This window comes from Streptomyces sp. NPDC006487, from assembly GCF_042870555.1.
Classification (GTDB): domain Bacteria; phylum Actinomycetota; class Actinomycetes; order Streptomycetales; family Streptomycetaceae; genus Streptomyces.
This window is the reverse complement of the sequence record NZ_JBIAHN010000009.1, coordinates 1-16302: the sequence shown is the minus strand read 5'-3', so window position 1 is coordinate 16302 and position 16302 is coordinate 1. Positions and strand designations below refer to the sequence as shown.

Genomic DNA, 16302 nt, shown 5'->3' with positions numbered 1-16302 from the left:
AGCAGTGCCAACCCTACGGGGCCCCGCCGACAGTGACCGCACCGGCGAGCGGTCATGACCGGTGGAGGGGGTTCGGTACGGTCCCGAACCGCACGGCGTTGGGGCGGTCGGGCCGGTCGCGGTAGCCGTCCTCGTAGAGACGGTTCCTGTTGAGACAGAGCCTCACGATGCGTTCGCCGAGGAGGTCGAAGAGCTCGTAGCGCTCCTTGAGCTCCGGGAATCGGGCCTGGTGGCGGAGGATCTCCGCCCGCACGAGGGACCAGAACGTGTCTTCCGGAACCCCGAGCCCGTCCTCACAGAGTGCGGAGAGGTAGCGGAAGACGCCGACGAAGAGCCCGGAGTGGATGAACTGGGGCAGGAAGTCCGCGGGCTCGGCGGGCAGGACGGCACGGACCTCGTCGGGCATGGACGCCAGCTCGGGCAGCGGTTCGGCGCTGACGTTGACGTCGTCCACGAAGTCCTTGATCGCGAGCCGGACCGGGACGTCGTGCTCGTCGAAGATCACGACGGCGTTCTCGCCGTGCGGGGAGAACACGGTGCCGTAGCGGTAGAGGAAGCGGAGCAGCGGAGGCAGCAGGGCGGCGAAGAGGCGCTGGAGCCAGACCGTGGGGGTCAGGCCGGAGCGGGCGACGAGCTCGGCGGTGAAGGACCGGCCACGGGGATCGGTGTGCAGGAGTGAGGAGAGGGTGCGGGCCCGCTCCCCGGCGGCGAGGTGTCCGGTCAGCGGCTCGCGCCAGATCGCGCCGAGGAGCTCCTTGTACTGGTACGGGACTTCGGGGAGCGCGTCGTAGACGGGGTGGCGGACCGTGACGGAGGCGACCTCGCCGAGCAGGATCACCCCGCATTCCTCGCGCAGGAAGGGGTCGTCGTCGCGCAGGGAATGGATCCAGGCGGTGACGGCGGGCGCCGCGAGGGCCAGGTCCGAGGGCAGGCCGCGCCAGACCATCGTGTTGAAGACGGAGAGCGGCAGTTTGACGCTGTGGCGGTCGGGGCGGGTGAGGTTGAGGAAGGTGCGGATCGACTGCTGGGGGAGACGGAGGTCGGGGTCGGCGGGGAGCGGGACCAGGGTGCCCGCGGCGAGGGCCGGCGCGAAGAGGGGCAGGAGGACCTCGTCCCACTGCCAGGGGTGGACGGGGAGGTAGAGGTAGCCGAGCGGGTCGAGACCGCGGTCGCGCAGGGTCCGGTCGAAGAGGGCGCGGGTGACGGGGTCGAGCTCGGCGGAGTAGAGGCGCGCGGGGTCTTCCAGGCCGGCGGTGCCGCGGTAGTGCGCGAGGGAACTGTGCGCGGCGAGCCAGGGCAGACGCTGGGCGGTGCGGGCCTCGGGCGCCCACGCGGCGGTGTCGGAGGCGGAGAGTCCGATCCGCCCCTTGTTGAGGACGAGCCAGGGGTGACCGGTCTGGTGGCCTTCGAGGGCCGCGTAGTCGAGATCGGCGAGGACGTCCGCGGTGAGCGCGGTGTGGTCGATGCGGGCGTCGGCAGCGAGGGTGGCGCTGAGCTCGCGGACGAGGTGGCCGAAGGTGGCGCCGTCGAGGCCGAGGAGCGTGCGTGCGCGGATGAGGAAGGCGTACGGGTCCCCGAAGGCGGTCGGCGACCCGGCTTCGGCGGGCTGCGGGGTGAGGGTGATCGTGTCGGGTGTGACGTGCCAGCTGCCGTATGAGCGGCGGCGGGCCCGGAAGCCGAGGCTGCTGCCGTCGTCGAGGGTCAGCGTCCAGGCGTCGCCGGAGGCCGCCGGGGCGGGGACCGGGGTGATGATCTCCTCGTACGCGAACTCGCCGAGCATCTTGGCGAGCAGGCGGCGGGCGGCGAAATCCCAGGTCGGGCGGTTCAGTTCGGGTGGCGTGCACGGGTGCTGGGGCGACGGGGGCACGGTGTGCGGGAAGTGGGGGCCTGGGGAGTCGGGGGCTGCGGAGAAATTCTGCACGGGACTCCTCAGGATCGGGAACTTTGCTGTGTGGCGCAGAGTTTTCGAGGTGAGATGTACGGGAAGTGAAGGGATGTACGGGAACGGCCCGGATGTACGGGGAGTGCGGGGCGGCAATCAGAGGAGATTGCGCAGCGCCCGCTCGCGGATCATCAGGGCGGCTCGTTTGCCGGGCAGTTCGATCTCGGCGGGACAGCGGAAGCCGGAGTTCAGGAAGGCTGATACGGAGGGGGTGTTGCGGATGTCCGGTTCGGCGATGACACGCATGCAGCGTGGGCGGTTGTCGAGCACCAGGTCGGCGACGGCGCGCAGGAGTGTGGTGCCCAGACCCCGGCCACGGTTCGTGCCGTCTCCGATGAGCAGGTGGATACCCGTGTCGTGGGGTCGCGCCGGATAGTGCGCGGAGAGCGGGTCGAGGTCGGCCCGGTAGATCTCCCAGTAGCTCATCGGCGTGCCGTCGAGGAGGCCGAGGCACGGGATGCTGCGGCTGTCCCCGTCCCGTTGCGCCCAAACGTGGGCGGCGGTGACGGCGGCCGGGCCGGCGAGTTCCCAATAGGCGTCCACCTGAGGGTCGTTCATCCAGCCGGTGAGCAGATCCAGGTCGCGGGCGAGCCGCACGGGTTCGAGGCGGAAGAAGCCGGACCGCGTCGTGACGCCGCCCCAGGCGGCCGGGGAGTCGAGGAGATCTGCCTCGGCCAGCTGGGGCAGCGACTCGGCGCTGAGACGCGGCGCGGGGGTGCGGAGCACATCGGGGCGACGCATACCGGGGCGGAGCACATCGGTGAGGAGCACGCCGGTGTGGAAGTCGGTCGAGGTCATCGGTGGCTCTTCTCCGTTTTCTGTGCTGACGCGTCAATCGTGGAGGGGGTTGGCGATGGTGACGTAGACGGACTGGGTGTCGACGGGACCGACGAGCTCGTCCAGGCCTCCGAGGCGGGTGAGGAGATTCGCCTTGCAGCGCAGGGTGGGCGAGTCGAGAAGCCTCTCGGGGAGCGGGCCGAGGCCCTTGGCCTTGCCGAGGAACCGGCGGAAGGCTGCCAGCAGGACACGCTCGTCGGCGAGCCGCTGGGATCCGAAGGCCCCGATGAGACCGAGCACGTTGTTGATGCCGAGGTAGTAGGCGAAGCGTTCGTCGGTGACGGCGTCCGAGACGAAGGTGTCGCTCGTGGCGCCGATTCCGGGGAGCCGGCGCTCCAGTTCCGTGCGGCGGGAGGCGCGGAAGTAGTAGCCCTGGTTGTCGCGGTAGCGGCCGCCGACCGGCCAGCCGGCCGGGTCGAGGAGGACCAGCGTGTTCTGCTGGTGCGCTTCGAGGGCGATGCCGGCGAGCGCGTCGAAGGCGAGGACCGGCAGGACCACGTGTTCGAGGTAGCGCAGGAACCACTCGGCAGCGACGGCGGAGGTCGTCCGCCCGGTGGTGGCGGCGAGGCGCGAGACGGTCTCGGCCAGGCGGGAGCTCGTGGTGGTCCGCCCTGGCCACGGGCGGGGTGAGGTGAGTGCGGCGACGCAGAGGGCGTCGTCGCCCGGTCGGAAGGGGTTGTGACGCAGCAGGACGTCGAGTCCGGGGACGGGAGTGCCGTCCGGGGCGTCGACGGCGACCCAGGCGGGATCGCGGACGATGTCGAAGCCCGGGTGGGCGGCCTGCCACCGCTCGGCGAGTCCGGTGCGGAGCAGTCGGTGCACCTCGATACCGCGATGGAGTTCCTTGCGGAGGTTCTCGCGACGGGAGTTGGTGATGCGCAGGCCCAGGGAGAGCTTGAGCATCGCGGGAGCGCCGGGCTGATGGACGGTGCGGATGGAGGAGGTCGGATACCAGGGGGCGCCGTACGGGCCCAGGTCGTGCAGGAGTCCCGCGTCGCGGAGGGCGGCTACCGCGGGGCGCTGGAGCAGGTCGCGGGCCTGCCAGGGGTGAAGGGGAAGGGGGGTGGCGCCGTCGGGAACCGGGAGGCCGGGGGCGAGGCGGCCCAGCAGGCGGCCGGCGGAGACCGGGCGGCCGCGTTCGGTCCAGGCGGAGTCGGTGGCGAGGGCGGCGGGTTCGACCGCCACCCAGTGCAGGGGGAAGGAGCCATGGAGTTCGGGTGAGTAGCGGCGCACTTCGGCTTCGGAGAGGCCTTCGCGGCTCTTCGGGGTCGGGTGCAGCGGGTGGCCGAGGAGGAGGGACTGTTCGGCGGTGAGGAACCGGTCCGCGCCGACGGGGGCGGGTGCGGCCGGGCGTTGACGGCGGTCGGTGATGAACTCGGCCGTGTGGCGCACCGAATCGGCGACCCGCCCGACCAGGTCGCCGGCTCCGGGGGCGCTGTCGCCGTGGACACCGGCGGTGTGGGCACCTTCGCTCTGGGCTCCGGTTCCGGGGCCGCCTCCTTCGCGGGAGATCAGCGCCGCGAGGGTGACCGCGTCCAGGGCGGGGGCGTCGGCCGGGACGCCTGCGAACCGGGCCGGACCGAAGCGGTGCCAGCCGGCCGCGGACCAGTAGCGGACGGCGACGAGCAGGGCGGCGCCGGATGCGGGAAGGGGGATGCGCAGGACGGGGCCGACGGGCTGTTCGAGTCCGGTCTCGCGGACCCAGCAGCGCAGCAGGTTCTCCACCGAGGCGGCCTCGGCGGCGACTCTGGGGTCGGGGTGGTCCAACGGGTCCGCCGCTCCCGCGCGGGGACGGACGGTGCCGTCCTGCTGCCGCGGCACCGCGGCGGGTGCCTGCGGCTCGGCCGCCGGCCAGGGCATCCCCGCGGGCGGCATGCCGGGGAACGCAAAGGCCGGACCGGTAGAGCCGTCCCCCGGCGGCGCGGATGCTGCGGCCCGCTCCCCCGGTTCGGCTGCGCCAAGTCGCGGGTCCGCCGCGGAGGGTCCCTTCGGAGCGGCCTTGCCCTGTCCCCCCGAGTCCGGCTCCCCCGAACGCCCCGGGCCGGGCGGCGCCGATCCGCCCGACGAGACGGGGCCCGGGCCCGGGCCGGGCTGGGCTCCCCGAGACTCCGCGGAACCCTCGGCCCTCGGACCCCCTGCCCGGCTTCCCGGACCGGAGTCGGCCGCAGCCCCGGAAGCCGGTCGCAGAGCAACGGGCGAAGGCGCACTGCCTGAGGCCTCACCGGCAGCCGGTACCCCGGACCACGCCACGGCACCGGCCACCGGCGGCCACGCGGTGAGGGCGGGTGAAGGGTCCGCCGAGACAGCCGGGTTGGGGGTGGGCCGGGGGGCGCTGTCCGCGGGAGCGAGCAGTGGCGGCCACGCGGTCGGGGTGGGCGAAGGGCCCACTGACTCGGCGGGGTCGGTGGCGGGGCGGGGGGCATTGCCCGCGGGAGCGAGCAGTGGCGGCCATGCGGTCGGGGTGGGGGAAGGCCCGCTGGGCCCGGTCGGCGCGAAGGGGAGTTGGGGGGAACGTTCCGCTGGAGCGGGTGGCGGCTGCCACGCGGTGGCGCCGGGCGGAGGATCGGTGGCCGGAGCCGGACCGGGCTGCTCGGGTCGGGCCGTAGCAACGGACGGTGACGGGCTCGGCCTGCCGTCGAGGGAGACTGAGGGGATGGGGCGCGCGGGCGCAGCCGTCGCGGCCGAGGCGGCGCTGACTGGAACCGGCCCGTCCGGGGCCCCCAGTGCGACGGCCGGAGTCGGGCTCGGGCTCGGAGCGGGAGCCGGGGGCTCGGTACCGAAGGCCTTCCCACGCCGGGGCGGCGGGTGCCCGGTGGAGGCCGCCAAGGGCGGAGAGGGGCGGTCACCGGGGGCCGGGGTCGACGGCGGCGTAGGCGCGGCGCCGAAGGCCGGGTCCGGCGGCGGAGTAGGTGTGGCCGGGGCGGCGGGAGACGGTGCCGGCGTGCGCTCGGCGACGGGTCGGGTCCCGGGTGCGGGGGCCGGCGGCTGCGGGAGGCCTGTCGAGACGGCCGAACGGAGCGAGGGCCCGTGCCCCGCCGCAGCGGCCGGGGCCTGGGCGGCCGCCGGCGGCGGTGCCCCGACGGTGGCCGGGACACCGGGGGGAGGGACGGACGCCGTTGAACGGGGCCCCGTCTCCTCCGGAGTCGGCAGGGGTGAGAGGCCGACGGGAGTGGGCACGGAGGGTGTGTCCCCGTACCCGCGGGCAGGGGGAGAGCCCGGGGCGTCCGGAGACGGGACCGCACCGACCCCTGCGCAGGGTGGCGTGCCCACGGCCGGCACCGACCTCACGGGCGGAACGGCGGACATCGACACGGGCTGCGGCCCGGCCGCAGCAAGGGGAGACCGTGGCTGATCGACGGACGCCGGGGACGACGCCACGGAAACAGCCGGAGGAATCGGCGAAGCGGGCCCATCAGCGGACACCGGGACCGGCTGCGCGGACTCAGCCGAAGCAAGGAGGGACCGTACCGGATCGGCAGACACCGGCGCGGGCAACGCAGCGGCGGCCTGCGGAAGCGGCGAAGCCGGCCCATCGGCAGAGGGCGGCACCGGCTCCGGCAAAGCGGGTGCAGGCGAGGAATCCGCCGATGGCTGTGGATCGGCGGGCACCGGTGCCGGAAGGGCCGACGCAGCCGGAGCGAGTGGCGGCCGGAAGGGAACGGCTTGCGCCGGCGGGGGTGGCGCAGGGACGGCCTGGGGAAGCGGCGGGCCCAGCCGGTCAGTCGACAGCGGCAGGGCGGGGGCGGGGGCCTGGGCGGGGGCGGGCCTCGAGTCCGGCGACGGCAGCGCACTGATAGGCGGCGCGAACTCGGCCGGAGACGGCGCGGACCGTCGCGGAGTGGTGGGCAGCAGCGGCGGTGGGGCGGCCGCGGGCTGAGGGTGCGGCGGTGGTACGGGGTTGGCGGGTGGGTGTGCCGAGGCGGTCGGGGGGAGGGTGGGGGCCACGGAGGTCGTCGGGTGGAGCGGGTCGGTGTGCGCAGGGGCGGGGGGCGGGAGGGGAGACGAGGGGTGGAGGGGGTCGGGCATCGGGGTCCTTAGCGGCGGGTAGCGGCGGAGAGGGCGTCGGCGAGGCGGTCGAGGACGGCTGAGGCCTGTTCGTCGGTCAGGGTGAGCGGGGGGAGGAGGCGGACGACACTGGCGTGGCGGCCGCCGAGTTCGACGATGAGACCCCGGTCCAGACAGGCCTGGCGGACGGCCACGGCGAGGTCGGGGGAGGCTTCCCCGGTGTCGGGGTCGGCCAGTTCGACGCCGATCATCAGCCCGCGGCCCCGTACGTCCGCCACGCAGGGATGGGACGGGATCAGGCCGCGCAGCGCGGCGAGCATGTGCGCGCCCAGGGTCCGCGCACGCTCCGCCAGGCCGTTCTCCCTGACGTAGGCCAGCGTCGCGGTGCCCGCCGCCATGGCCAGCTGGTTGCCGCGGAAGGTGCCGGCGTGGGCTCCGGGGGCCCACTGGTCCAGCTCCGCCCGGTACACGATGACCGCGAGCGGCAGGCTGCCCCCGATGGCTTTGGAGAGCACCATCACGTCGGGGACGACCCCCGCGTGGTCGACCCCCCAGAAGGCCCCGGTGCGCCCGACCCCCGTCTGGACCTCGTCGGCGATCAGCGGGATCCCGCGCTCCGCCGTGATCTCCCGCATGCTGCGCAGCCAGGCGTCGGGGGCGGCGTGGACTCCGCCCTCTCCCTGGACGGGTTCGAGGATCATCCCGGCGGGCGCGGGCACCCCGCTCTTGGGGTCGTCGAGCAGGTTCCGCGTCCACCGGGCCGACAGTTCCGCTCCCTCGGCACCGCCGACTCCGAAGGGGCAGCGGCGGTCCTGTGGATACGGCAGCCGGGTCACCCGTACGTCCGTGGTGCCGCCGGCATCCGTGGCGCCGCCGGAGACGGCCAGTGCTCCGGCGGTCATGCCGTGGTAGGCCCCCGTGAAGGCGAGCATCCCGGACCGGCCGGTCGCGGTGCGGACGAGGGTGAGCGCGGCCTCCACCGCGTCCGTCCCGGCCGGTCCGCAGAACTGGATGCGGGCGTCCGCGGCCAGCTCCGCCGGCAGGCTCGCGAACAGCTCGGTGGTGAAGGCGTCCTTGACCGGAGTCGCGAGGTCCAGCACGTGCAGCGGGGCTCCCGAGTCGAGGACCCCGCGGATGGCTTCGAGCACCACCGGGTGGTTGTGGCCGAGGGCGAGGGTTCCGGCACCGGAGAGGCAGTCGAGGTAGCGGCGTCCGTCCGCGCCCTCGATGGTCAACCCCCGAGCACGCACGGGCACGATGGGCAGGGAGCGCGCGTAAGTCCGCGCCGCGGACTCCCGTTGTGCCTGCCTGCGCAGGATCCCCTCGCCCGCGGCCCGCCCCGGAGCCGTACCAGATCCCGGAGCCGTATCGGACCTCGGAGCCCCGTCCGGGCCCGGATCCGCGAACCACCCTGTCTCCGGAACCCGGTTCGCCTGCGCGGGTACCTCCGCCCCGGCCGTGGCCTGCTCGCCCGTCCAAGCCGTCAAAGGCACGAGTGTCGCTCCTCCCGCACGGTTGCCCTTCCGGGGTGCGCTTCGAACACCCACGCTGCTCCCCCATCCCCCGTACGTACCAACGACAGTGGCGGCGACGGATCACGGGTGGGCCCAAGATCCTTGTCCGGCCGGGGGGAACCGACGCCCCGGGCTGTGCCGTCCCCCACGGCAGCGGCATAGTGGGGTGCTGCAACCCGGGCGCCCGCCCACCCAGGCGCCGTCCCGAACCGGAACCATCCCGAACCAGAACCATCCAGGGGGCTTCACGACATGCGACCGATCCGACCGGTCACCGCGATCCTGTGCTCGGCCGCGCTCGCGCTGACCGCCGCGGCCTGCGGGCCCGGCGACGGTGAGACCGACGCCAAGCCGACCGTGGCGGCGAGCCTGCCCACCAGCCTGGACGGGGTGAAGATCCCGGACGGGCTGAAGGACAAGCTCAAGGAGCACGGCATCGACCTGGAGAAGTGGAAGGGGGGTGAGTGGAAGAACTGGAAGAAGGAGGACTGGCTCCGCGAGGCGGGCGACTACATCAACCCGATCATCGAGGACCTCTGGGACCCGGACCGGATGCGTGACGCCGCCAAGACTCCGCAGCCTCCGGCCGTCGACCCGGACGCCGGCAAGGACCAGGGCGTCACCGACCCGACCCCGGCTCCGGTGGCGGCCAAGGCCGCGACCGCGCCCTACCACCAGAGCGTTCCCGCCTCCGGCAAGGTGTTCTTCGACGGTCCCGAGGGCTCGATGGTCTGCTCGGCGACCGTGGTCAAGGACCCCGCGCACCCCGGCAAGTCCAACATGGTCTGGACGGCCGGCCACTGCGTGCACGCGGGCAAGTCCGGCGGCTGGTACCGCAACATCGCCTTCGTCCCGTCGTACAACAACAAGGGCAAGTCCGCGGCCGCGCTCAAGGGTGCGCCCCGCGAGGAAGTGGCCCCGTACGGCGTGTGGTGGAGCGACTGGGCGCAGACCTCGGACCAGTGGATCGCGACCGGCGGTCCGACCGGCGGCGCGGGTGCCCCGTACGACTTCGCGGTGCTGCACGTGACCCCGGAGAAGGGCGGCGGCAAGTCGCTGGAGGAGACGGTCGGTACGGCGCTCCCCGTGGAGTTCAACGCCGCGGCCGCGCCCAAGATCGCGAAGATGACGGCGACCGGCTACCCGGCGGCGGCTCCGTTCGACGGCCAGAAGACCTTCCAGTGCGCCGACAAGCCGGGCCGTCTGTCGCTGAACGCGACCGACCCCACGATGTACCGCATCGGCTGCACGATGACCGGCGGTTCCTCGGGCGGCGGCTGGGTCGCGGCGGGCCGGGACGGCAAGCCCGCGCTGGTGTCGAACACCTCCATCGGCCCCGCCAAGGCCGGCTGGCTGGCCGGGCCCCGGCTGGGGCCGGAGGCGAAGGGCGTCTTCGACGCCGTGAGCGGCAAGTTCAAGTAACCGCGTCTGCACACCACACGACGGAGGGCCCCCGCTGCTGCGGGGGCCCTCCGTCGTTCGTTCGGTACCCGTCAGTGCTTCGCGAGGGCGTACGGAGCGAACTCCGCCGCCAGTTCCGCGTGCACCCGCGCCTTGAGCAGGGTGCCCTCCGCCGTGTGCTCCTCGGAGATCACCTCGCCCTCGGCATGCGCCCGGGCGACGAGCCCGCCGCGCGTGTAGGGCACGACGGCCTCGATCTCGATCGCCGGCCGCGGCAGCTCGGCGTCGATGAGCCCGAGGAGTTCCTCGATGCCCTGACCCGTGCGCGCCGAGACGGCGATGGAGCGCTTCTCGATCCGCAGCAGGCGCTGGAGCACCAGCGGGTCGGCCGCGTCCGCCTTGTTGATCACCACGATCTCGGGCACCTTGACGGCGCCGACCTCGCGGATGACCTCGCGGACCGCCGCCAGCTGCTCCTCCGGCGCCGGATGCGAGCCGTCCACGATGTGCAGGATGAGGTCGGAGTCGCCGACCTCCTCCATCGTGGAGCGGAACGCCTCGACGAGGTGGTGGGGCAGGTGCCGGACGAAGCCGACCGTGTCGGCCAGGGTGTAGATCCGGCCGGACGGGGTCTCGGCCCGGCGGACGGTCGGGTCGAGGGTGGCGAACAGCGAGTTCTCCACCAGGACGCCCGCACCCGTGAGGCGGTTGAGGAGCGAGGACTTGCCCGCGTTGGTGTATCCGGCGATGGCGACCGAGGGCACCTTGTTGCGGCGCCGTTCCTGCCGCTTGATGTCGCGGCCGGTCTTCATCTCCGCGATCTCCCGGCGCATCTTCGCCATCTTCTCGCGGATCCGGCGCCGGTCGGTCTCGATCTTGGTCTCACCGGGGCCGCGGGTGGCCATGCCGCCACCGCCGCCGCCACCCATCTGCCGGGACAGCGAGGCACCCCAGCCGCGCAGTCGCGGCAGCATGTACTGCATCTGCGCGAGTGCGACCTGCGCCTTGCCCTCTCGGGACTTGGCGTGCTGGGCGAAGATGTCGAGGATGAGCGCGGTCCGGTCGACCACCTTCACCTTGACGACGTCTTCGAGGGCGATGAGCTGGCCGGGGCTGAGCTCACCGTCGCAGACGACGGTGTCGGCGCCGCTCTCCATCACGATGTCGCGCAGCTCGCGCGCCTTGCCGGAACCGATGAAGGTGGCCGGGTCGGGCTTGTCGCGGCGCTGGATCACTCCGTCGAGTACGAGCGCGCCGGCCGTCTCGGCGAGTGCGGCGAGCTCCGCGAGGGAGTTGTCCGCGTCCTGCACCGTGCCGGAGGTCCAGACGCCCACGAGGACGACCCGCTCCAGGCGGAGCTGGCGGTACTCGACCTCGGTGACGTCTTCGAGCTCGGTGGAGAGACCGACCACGCGGCGCAGGGCCGCGCGCTCGGAGCGCTCGTACTGGGCGCCGTCCCGCTCTCCGTCGATCTCGTGGCTCCAGGCGACGTCCTCTTCCATCAGGGCGTCGGCCCGAAGGCTCTCGGTGAAGCTCTGCGGATCCGGCGCACCCTGTGCGTCGTCCCGCGCGTCCTGGGAAGGGGAAGAAGAGGAGGTCATTGGATCCTTACGTCGTTTTCGAATGCGTCCGCGTCAGGCGAAGCGGAGCCAAGGCCAAAGCTACTCCCGCGCGTGACATAACACTGTCACGTCCAACGTGTGACACTCCCCTGGGATTCCCCCGGACCGCGGAGATTCCCCGGTGGTGCCCCGCGCAGCGGCCTCGTCGATGGTGGCATGCCCGTTCCGCACGCGTCACACGCTTTTCGGGGCGCTCCACTCCGGGTGCCCCGGCATGGCAGGGGTCTTCTTCCCGTACAGCCAGGGCTCCAGGAACGCACCGAGGTCCCGGCCCGCCTCCTGCGAGGCCAGCCGCACGAAGTCCTCCGTACCCGCGACCCCGTCCCGGTTCTCCCCCACCCAGCGCCGCTCCACCCGGTCGAAGGCCTTGGCCCCGATCTCCTGCCGCAGCGCGTAGAGGATCAGCGCGGCGCCGTCGTAGACCGCCGGACGGAACAGCCCGATCTTCTCTCCCGGTGCAGCCGGCTTGGGCGCGGCCGGGGGGCCGCCGGCCGCCCGCCACTGGTCGGAGCGCTGGTACGCCTCACGCATCCGCCGCTCCAGGGAGTACTTGCCGAGGCCGTCCGCGTACAGGGCTTCGTACCAGGTGGCGTGGCCCTCGTTGAGCCACAGGTCGGACCAGGTGCGGGGGCTCACGCTGTCGCCGAACCACTGGTGGGCCAGCTCGTGGACCATCACGGACTCCACGTACCACTCGGGGTAGCCGCCGCTGCCCGCGAACAGTGCGCTCTCGAACAGCGACAGGGTCTGCGTCTCCAGCTCGAAGCCGGTACGGGCCTTCGCGATCAGCACCCCGTAGTTCTCGAAGGGGTAGCGGCCGATCCGTGCCTCCATCCACTCGATGTGCCCGGCGGTCTTCTTCAGCCAGGGCTCGAGCCGCTCCCGGTCCGCCGCGGGGACCACGTCGCGCAGCGGCAGCCCGTGCGGTCCGGTGCGGTGGACCACGGCCGAATCGCCGATCGAGACCTGGGCGAGCTCGGTGGCCATCGGGTGCAGCGTCCGGTACGTCCAGGTGGTCGCGGCGCCCGCCCGGCGGGCCGGCAGTGCGCCCGGCACCCCGTTGGCCACGGCCGTCATCCCGGCCGGGGCGCTCACCCGGAAGGTGAAGTACGCCTTGTCGGCGGGGTGGTCGTTGCACGGGAAGACCCGGTGCGCGGCGTCGGCCTGGTTGGCCATCGCCAGCCCGTCGTCGGTGACCACCCAGCCGCCGTCGCCGCGGCCGCGCGGGTCGCTCGTGTGCCGGACGGTGATGTGGAGGGGCAGGTCCGGCTCCACCGGCCGGGCGGGGGTCAGCACGAGGTCCTCGCCGATGCTCGCGAAGCCGGCGGGTTCCCCGTTGACCTCTGCGGAGGCCACTTTCCCGTGGGTGAAGTCGAGGTTGACCGTTTCGAGCCGGGTGAGGCTGCGCGCGTCGATGACGGTGACCGCGTCGAGAGGGCTGCTGTTGTCCTTGTACGCGAAGGACAGGTCGTACGAGAGGACGTCGTACCCGGGGTTCCCGAGTTCGGGGAAGAGCGGGTCGCCGATGCCGAGCGCCCGGGGCGGGGGCACAACGGCGGCGACGAGGGTGAGGGAGGCCGCGGCGAGCAGGGCGGCGCGCAGGCGCGCGGAGGTGAGCTGCATCCCCCACCGCTTATCAGCGCCCGCCACGCGCCCGCGAACGGCGCGCGACGGCTCCACCCGAAAGGGGTAGGGCGGGCTGGTGGCCTCCTCCCCGGGACCCCTTACGCCCGGCTGACGTCGTAGACCCCGGGCACGTCCCGCATGGCCCGCATCAGCGCCGGGAGACCCGTCGCGTCGGGCAGCTGCAGGGTGTAGCTGTGCCGGACCCGCTGTTCGACCGGCGGCTCCACCGTCGCGGAGACCACCTCGACCCCCTCGCGGGCGATGGCCTCGGTCAGATCGGCCAGCAGGTGCGGGCGGCCGAACGATTCGGCGAGCAGGGTGACCCGGCAGTCCGCGGTGGCCCGCCAGTGCACGGCGATGGGGGTCCGCCCCACGGCCCGCATCTGGGCCACCGTCGCGCAGTGGACCCGGTGCACGGTGACGGCCCCGCCCCGTACGACGAACCCCTCGACGGCGTCCGGGGGCACCGGGGTGCAGCACCCGGCGAGCCGCACGGTGGCGTCGGGCAGGTCGGCGACGGCGTTGCCCCCGCCGCTGCGCAGGCCGATCACCGACAGCGGCGCCCTGGGTGCTGCGTCGGCGGGCCGGGCCCCGTCGGGGTGGGCCTCGAGCCAGCTGCTGACGGCGATCCGGGCGGCCGGGGTCTTGGCGTGGTCCAGCCAGTCGGCGGTGGGCCCCGAGGAGGCGTCGTGCGCGATCAGGAGCTGGACGGTGTCCCCGTCGGAGAGCCGGGAGGACAGGGAGGTCAGGCGCCCGTTGACCCGGGCGCCGATACATCCGTGGGCCGCCTCGCCGTACTGCGCGTAGGCGGCGTCGATACAGCTGGCGCCGGCCGGCAGGCCCAGGGTGCCCCCGTCGGCGCGGAACACGGTGATCTCCCGGTCCTGCGCCAGCTCCGAGCGCAGGACGTCCCAGAAGGTGTCGGGGTCGGGCGCCGACTGCTGCCAGTCGAGCAGCCGCGACAGCCAGCCGGGCCGGGTCGGGTCCACCCGCTCCTCGTCGCAGTCGGCCGCCGCGATCGGCTCCGCCGACGGCGGGGCCGTGTACGGATTGCCGAGCGCCACCACGCCCGCCTCCGCGACCCGGTGCATCTGCCGGGTCCGCACGATGACCTCGGCGACCTGGGTGGTGGGCCCCTCCGACGTGGCGAAGGCGGTGTGCAGGGACTGGTAGAGGTTGAACTTGGGGGTGGCGATGAAGTCCTTGAACTCGGAGATGACCGGGGTGAAGCAGGTGTGCAGCTCCCCCAGCACGGCATAGCAGTCCGCGTTCTCCCCCACGAGGACCAGCAGGCGGCCGAAGTCGGAGCCGCGCAGTTCCCCGCGCTTGAGGGAGATGCGGTGGACGGAGACGAAGTGCCGGGGCCGTACGACCACCTCGGCGGCGATGCCCGCGTCGCGCAGGACGGACCGTACCGAGTCGGCGATGGCGGGCAGCGGGTCGCGCTCGCCCGCGTGGGCCGCGATGAGGGCGCGGGTGTGCTCGTACTCCTCGGGGTGCAGGATCGCGAAGACGAGGTCCTCCAGCTCGGTCTTCAGGGCCTGCACGCCGAGCCGTTCGGCGAGCGGGATGAGGACGTCGCGGGTGACCTTGGCGATGCGTGCCTGTTTCTCGGGCCGCATCACGCCGAGGGTGCGCATGTTGTGCAGCCGGTCGGCGAGTTTGATGGACATCACGCGGACGTCGTTGCCGGTGGCGACGAGCATCTTGCGGAAGGTCTCGGGCTCGGCGGCGGCGCCGTAGTCGATCTTCTCGACCTTGGTGACGCCGTCGACGATGAAGCAGACCTCGTCGCCGAACTCCTCGCGGACCTGATCGAGGGTCACGTCGGTGTCCTCGACGGTGTCGTGGAGGAGCGAGGCCGTCAACGTGGTGGTTTCGGCGCCCAGTTCGGCCAGGATGAGCGTCACGGCGAGCGGATGTGTGATGTACGGCTCACCGCTCTTGCGCATCTGGCCGCGGTGCGAGGTCTCCGCGAGCAGGTACGCGCGGCGCAGCAGCGACAGATCCGCGTCGGGGTGGTGGGCGCGGTGCGCCTCGGCGACATGGCCGATGGCGTCCGGCAGTCGGTCCCGGGGCGTGGGGCCGAGCAGCGCAGCGCGTCCGAGTCGTCGCAGGTCAAGCCTGGTACGGCCGCGTCTGCGAAGTTCGGGGAGCGCTTCGGGACGTGCTTCGGGGTTCGTGGCCTCTGCACTCATGGGCACCTCCGACGGCTTCGACCGGCGGTGGTGGGCATGGGGTGCGCCCGCAGGGCCGGTGCCTGATGCTACCGACCCCACCACGTGGCGCAGTCCACCTCTCGCTCAGCGTGAAATGGATCACCCATTAGAGGGAAGCTTCAGGCGAAAGCCGTTTCGGTGAGCCAGGCGGGATCGAACTCGCCCTCGGCCACGATCACGGCGGGTCCGGTCATCTCGATCCGCCCGTCGGGGTGCTCGGTGATGCGCAGGGTGCCGCCGGGCAGGTCGACGGTGTACGTGACGGGCGCGCCGGTGACGGCCGGGTCGGCGCCGTCGCGGCGGATGGCGGCCACGGCGACCGCGCAGGCGCCGGTGCCGCAGGAGCGGGTCTCGCCGGAGCCGCGCTCGTGCACGCGCATGGCGACGTGCCGGGGGCCGCGGTCGACGACGAACTCGACGTTGACACCCGTCGGGTAGGCGGACGCCGGGCTGTACGGGGGCGGGTCCAGCAGCTTCCCGGCATCGTCCAGGCTGTCAACGAAGGCCACCGCGTGCGGGTTCCCCATGTTGACGTTCCGCGCGGGCCAGGAACGGGCCCCGACGGAGACGGTGACCTCGCCCTCGGGAAGCTCGGCACGGCCCATGGAGACGGTCACGTCGCCGGTCTTGTCGAGGTGCACCCGCTTGACTCCGCCGCGGGTGGCGACGGCCAGGTCGCCCGGCTCCGCGTGGCCCGCGTGCTGGAGGTAGCGGGCGAAGACGCGGACGCCGTTGCCGCACATCTCGGCGATGGAGCCGTCGCTGTTGCGGTAGTCCATGAACCACTCGGCCTCGCCGGCCAGGTGCGCCGCCTCGGGGTGCGCGGCGGAGCGCACGACGTGCAGCACGCCGTCCGCCCCGATCCCGGCCCGCCGGTCGCAGAGCCGCGCGACGGCGGAGGGCGTCAGCTCGATGGCGTTGTCCGGGTCCGGGACGATCACGAAGTCGTTCTCGGTGCCGTGGCCCTTGAGGAAGGAGAGGCTGGTCTGCGTCACCCGCCCATGGTACCGAGCCGACGCCCGGCCCGGCCGGGCCGGGCGGCTAGGGCCTGTCGTCAAACTCCCGTCGTCGCCCGAAGGGCGGCCTCGCGGCGTCTGGTGCGTGCTCTCGGCGTGCCGGGCGGAAGCCCGTGTACT

Annotated in this window: 9 protein-coding genes; 1 reads left to right on the top strand and 8 read right to left on the bottom strand. The window is 73.2% G+C overall.

Features of this window, described 5'->3' with window-relative positions; all coding sequences use genetic code 11:
- Window positions 1-52 precede the first annotated feature (52 nt).
- The 4 genes from ACFYM0_RS16880 to ACFYM0_RS16865 form a co-directional block, all read right to left on the bottom strand.
- On the bottom strand, window positions 53-1921 hold the full coding sequence (locus tag ACFYM0_RS16880) for an IucA/IucC family protein (RefSeq protein ID WP_388501784.1): 1869 nt from the start codon (window positions 1919-1921) through the stop codon (window positions 53-55).
- A 117-nt stretch (window positions 1922-2038) separates the two neighbouring features.
- Window positions 2039-2740, bottom strand: coding sequence for a GNAT family N-acetyltransferase (locus ACFYM0_RS16875; protein WP_388501783.1), 702 nt, complete (start codon window positions 2738-2740; stop codon window positions 2039-2041).
- Window positions 2741-2773: 33 nt separating this feature from the next.
- On the bottom strand, window positions 2774-4654 hold the full coding sequence (locus tag ACFYM0_RS16870) for an IucA/IucC family protein (RefSeq protein ID WP_388501780.1): 1881 nt from the start codon (window positions 4652-4654) through the stop codon (window positions 2774-2776).
- 2159 nt (window positions 4655-6813) lie between these two features.
- On the bottom strand, window positions 6814-8103 hold the full coding sequence (locus ACFYM0_RS16865) for a diaminobutyrate--2-oxoglutarate transaminase family protein (protein ID WP_388502361.1): 1290 nt from the start codon (window positions 8101-8103) through the stop codon (window positions 6814-6816).
- 447 nt (window positions 8104-8550) lie between these two features.
- Here ACFYM0_RS16865 and ACFYM0_RS16860 point away from each other — a divergent pair, with 447 nt between their 5' ends.
- Window positions 8551-9720: a trypsin-like serine peptidase gene (locus ACFYM0_RS16860; protein ID WP_388501777.1), complete on the top strand. Its 1170-nt coding sequence runs from the start codon at window positions 8551-8553 to the stop codon at window positions 9718-9720.
- A 71-nt stretch (window positions 9721-9791) separates the two neighbouring features.
- Here the strand turns inward: ACFYM0_RS16860 and hflX are convergent, their stop codons facing one another.
- The 4 genes from hflX to dapF form a co-directional block, all read right to left on the bottom strand.
- Window positions 9792-11300 (bottom strand): GTPase HflX, encoded by a 1509-nt coding sequence (gene hflX / locus ACFYM0_RS16855; protein ID WP_388501774.1) that lies wholly within the window; start codon window positions 11298-11300, stop codon window positions 9792-9794.
- A 195-nt stretch (window positions 11301-11495) separates the two neighbouring features.
- Complete coding sequence (locus ACFYM0_RS16850; protein WP_388501772.1) at window positions 11496-12944, bottom strand: M1 family metallopeptidase; 1449 nt, start codon at window positions 12942-12944, stop codon at window positions 11496-11498.
- A 101-nt stretch (window positions 12945-13045) separates the two neighbouring features.
- Window positions 13046-15145: a RelA/SpoT family protein gene (locus ACFYM0_RS16845; protein WP_388501769.1), complete on the bottom strand. Its 2100-nt coding sequence runs from the start codon at window positions 15143-15145 to the stop codon at window positions 13046-13048.
- A 140-nt stretch (window positions 15146-15285) separates the two neighbouring features.
- Entirely contained in the window at window positions 15286-16161 is an 876-nt protein-coding gene (dapF, locus tag ACFYM0_RS16840; protein WP_388501767.1) for a diaminopimelate epimerase, read from the bottom strand.
- Window positions 16162-16302: the final 141 nt, after the last annotated feature.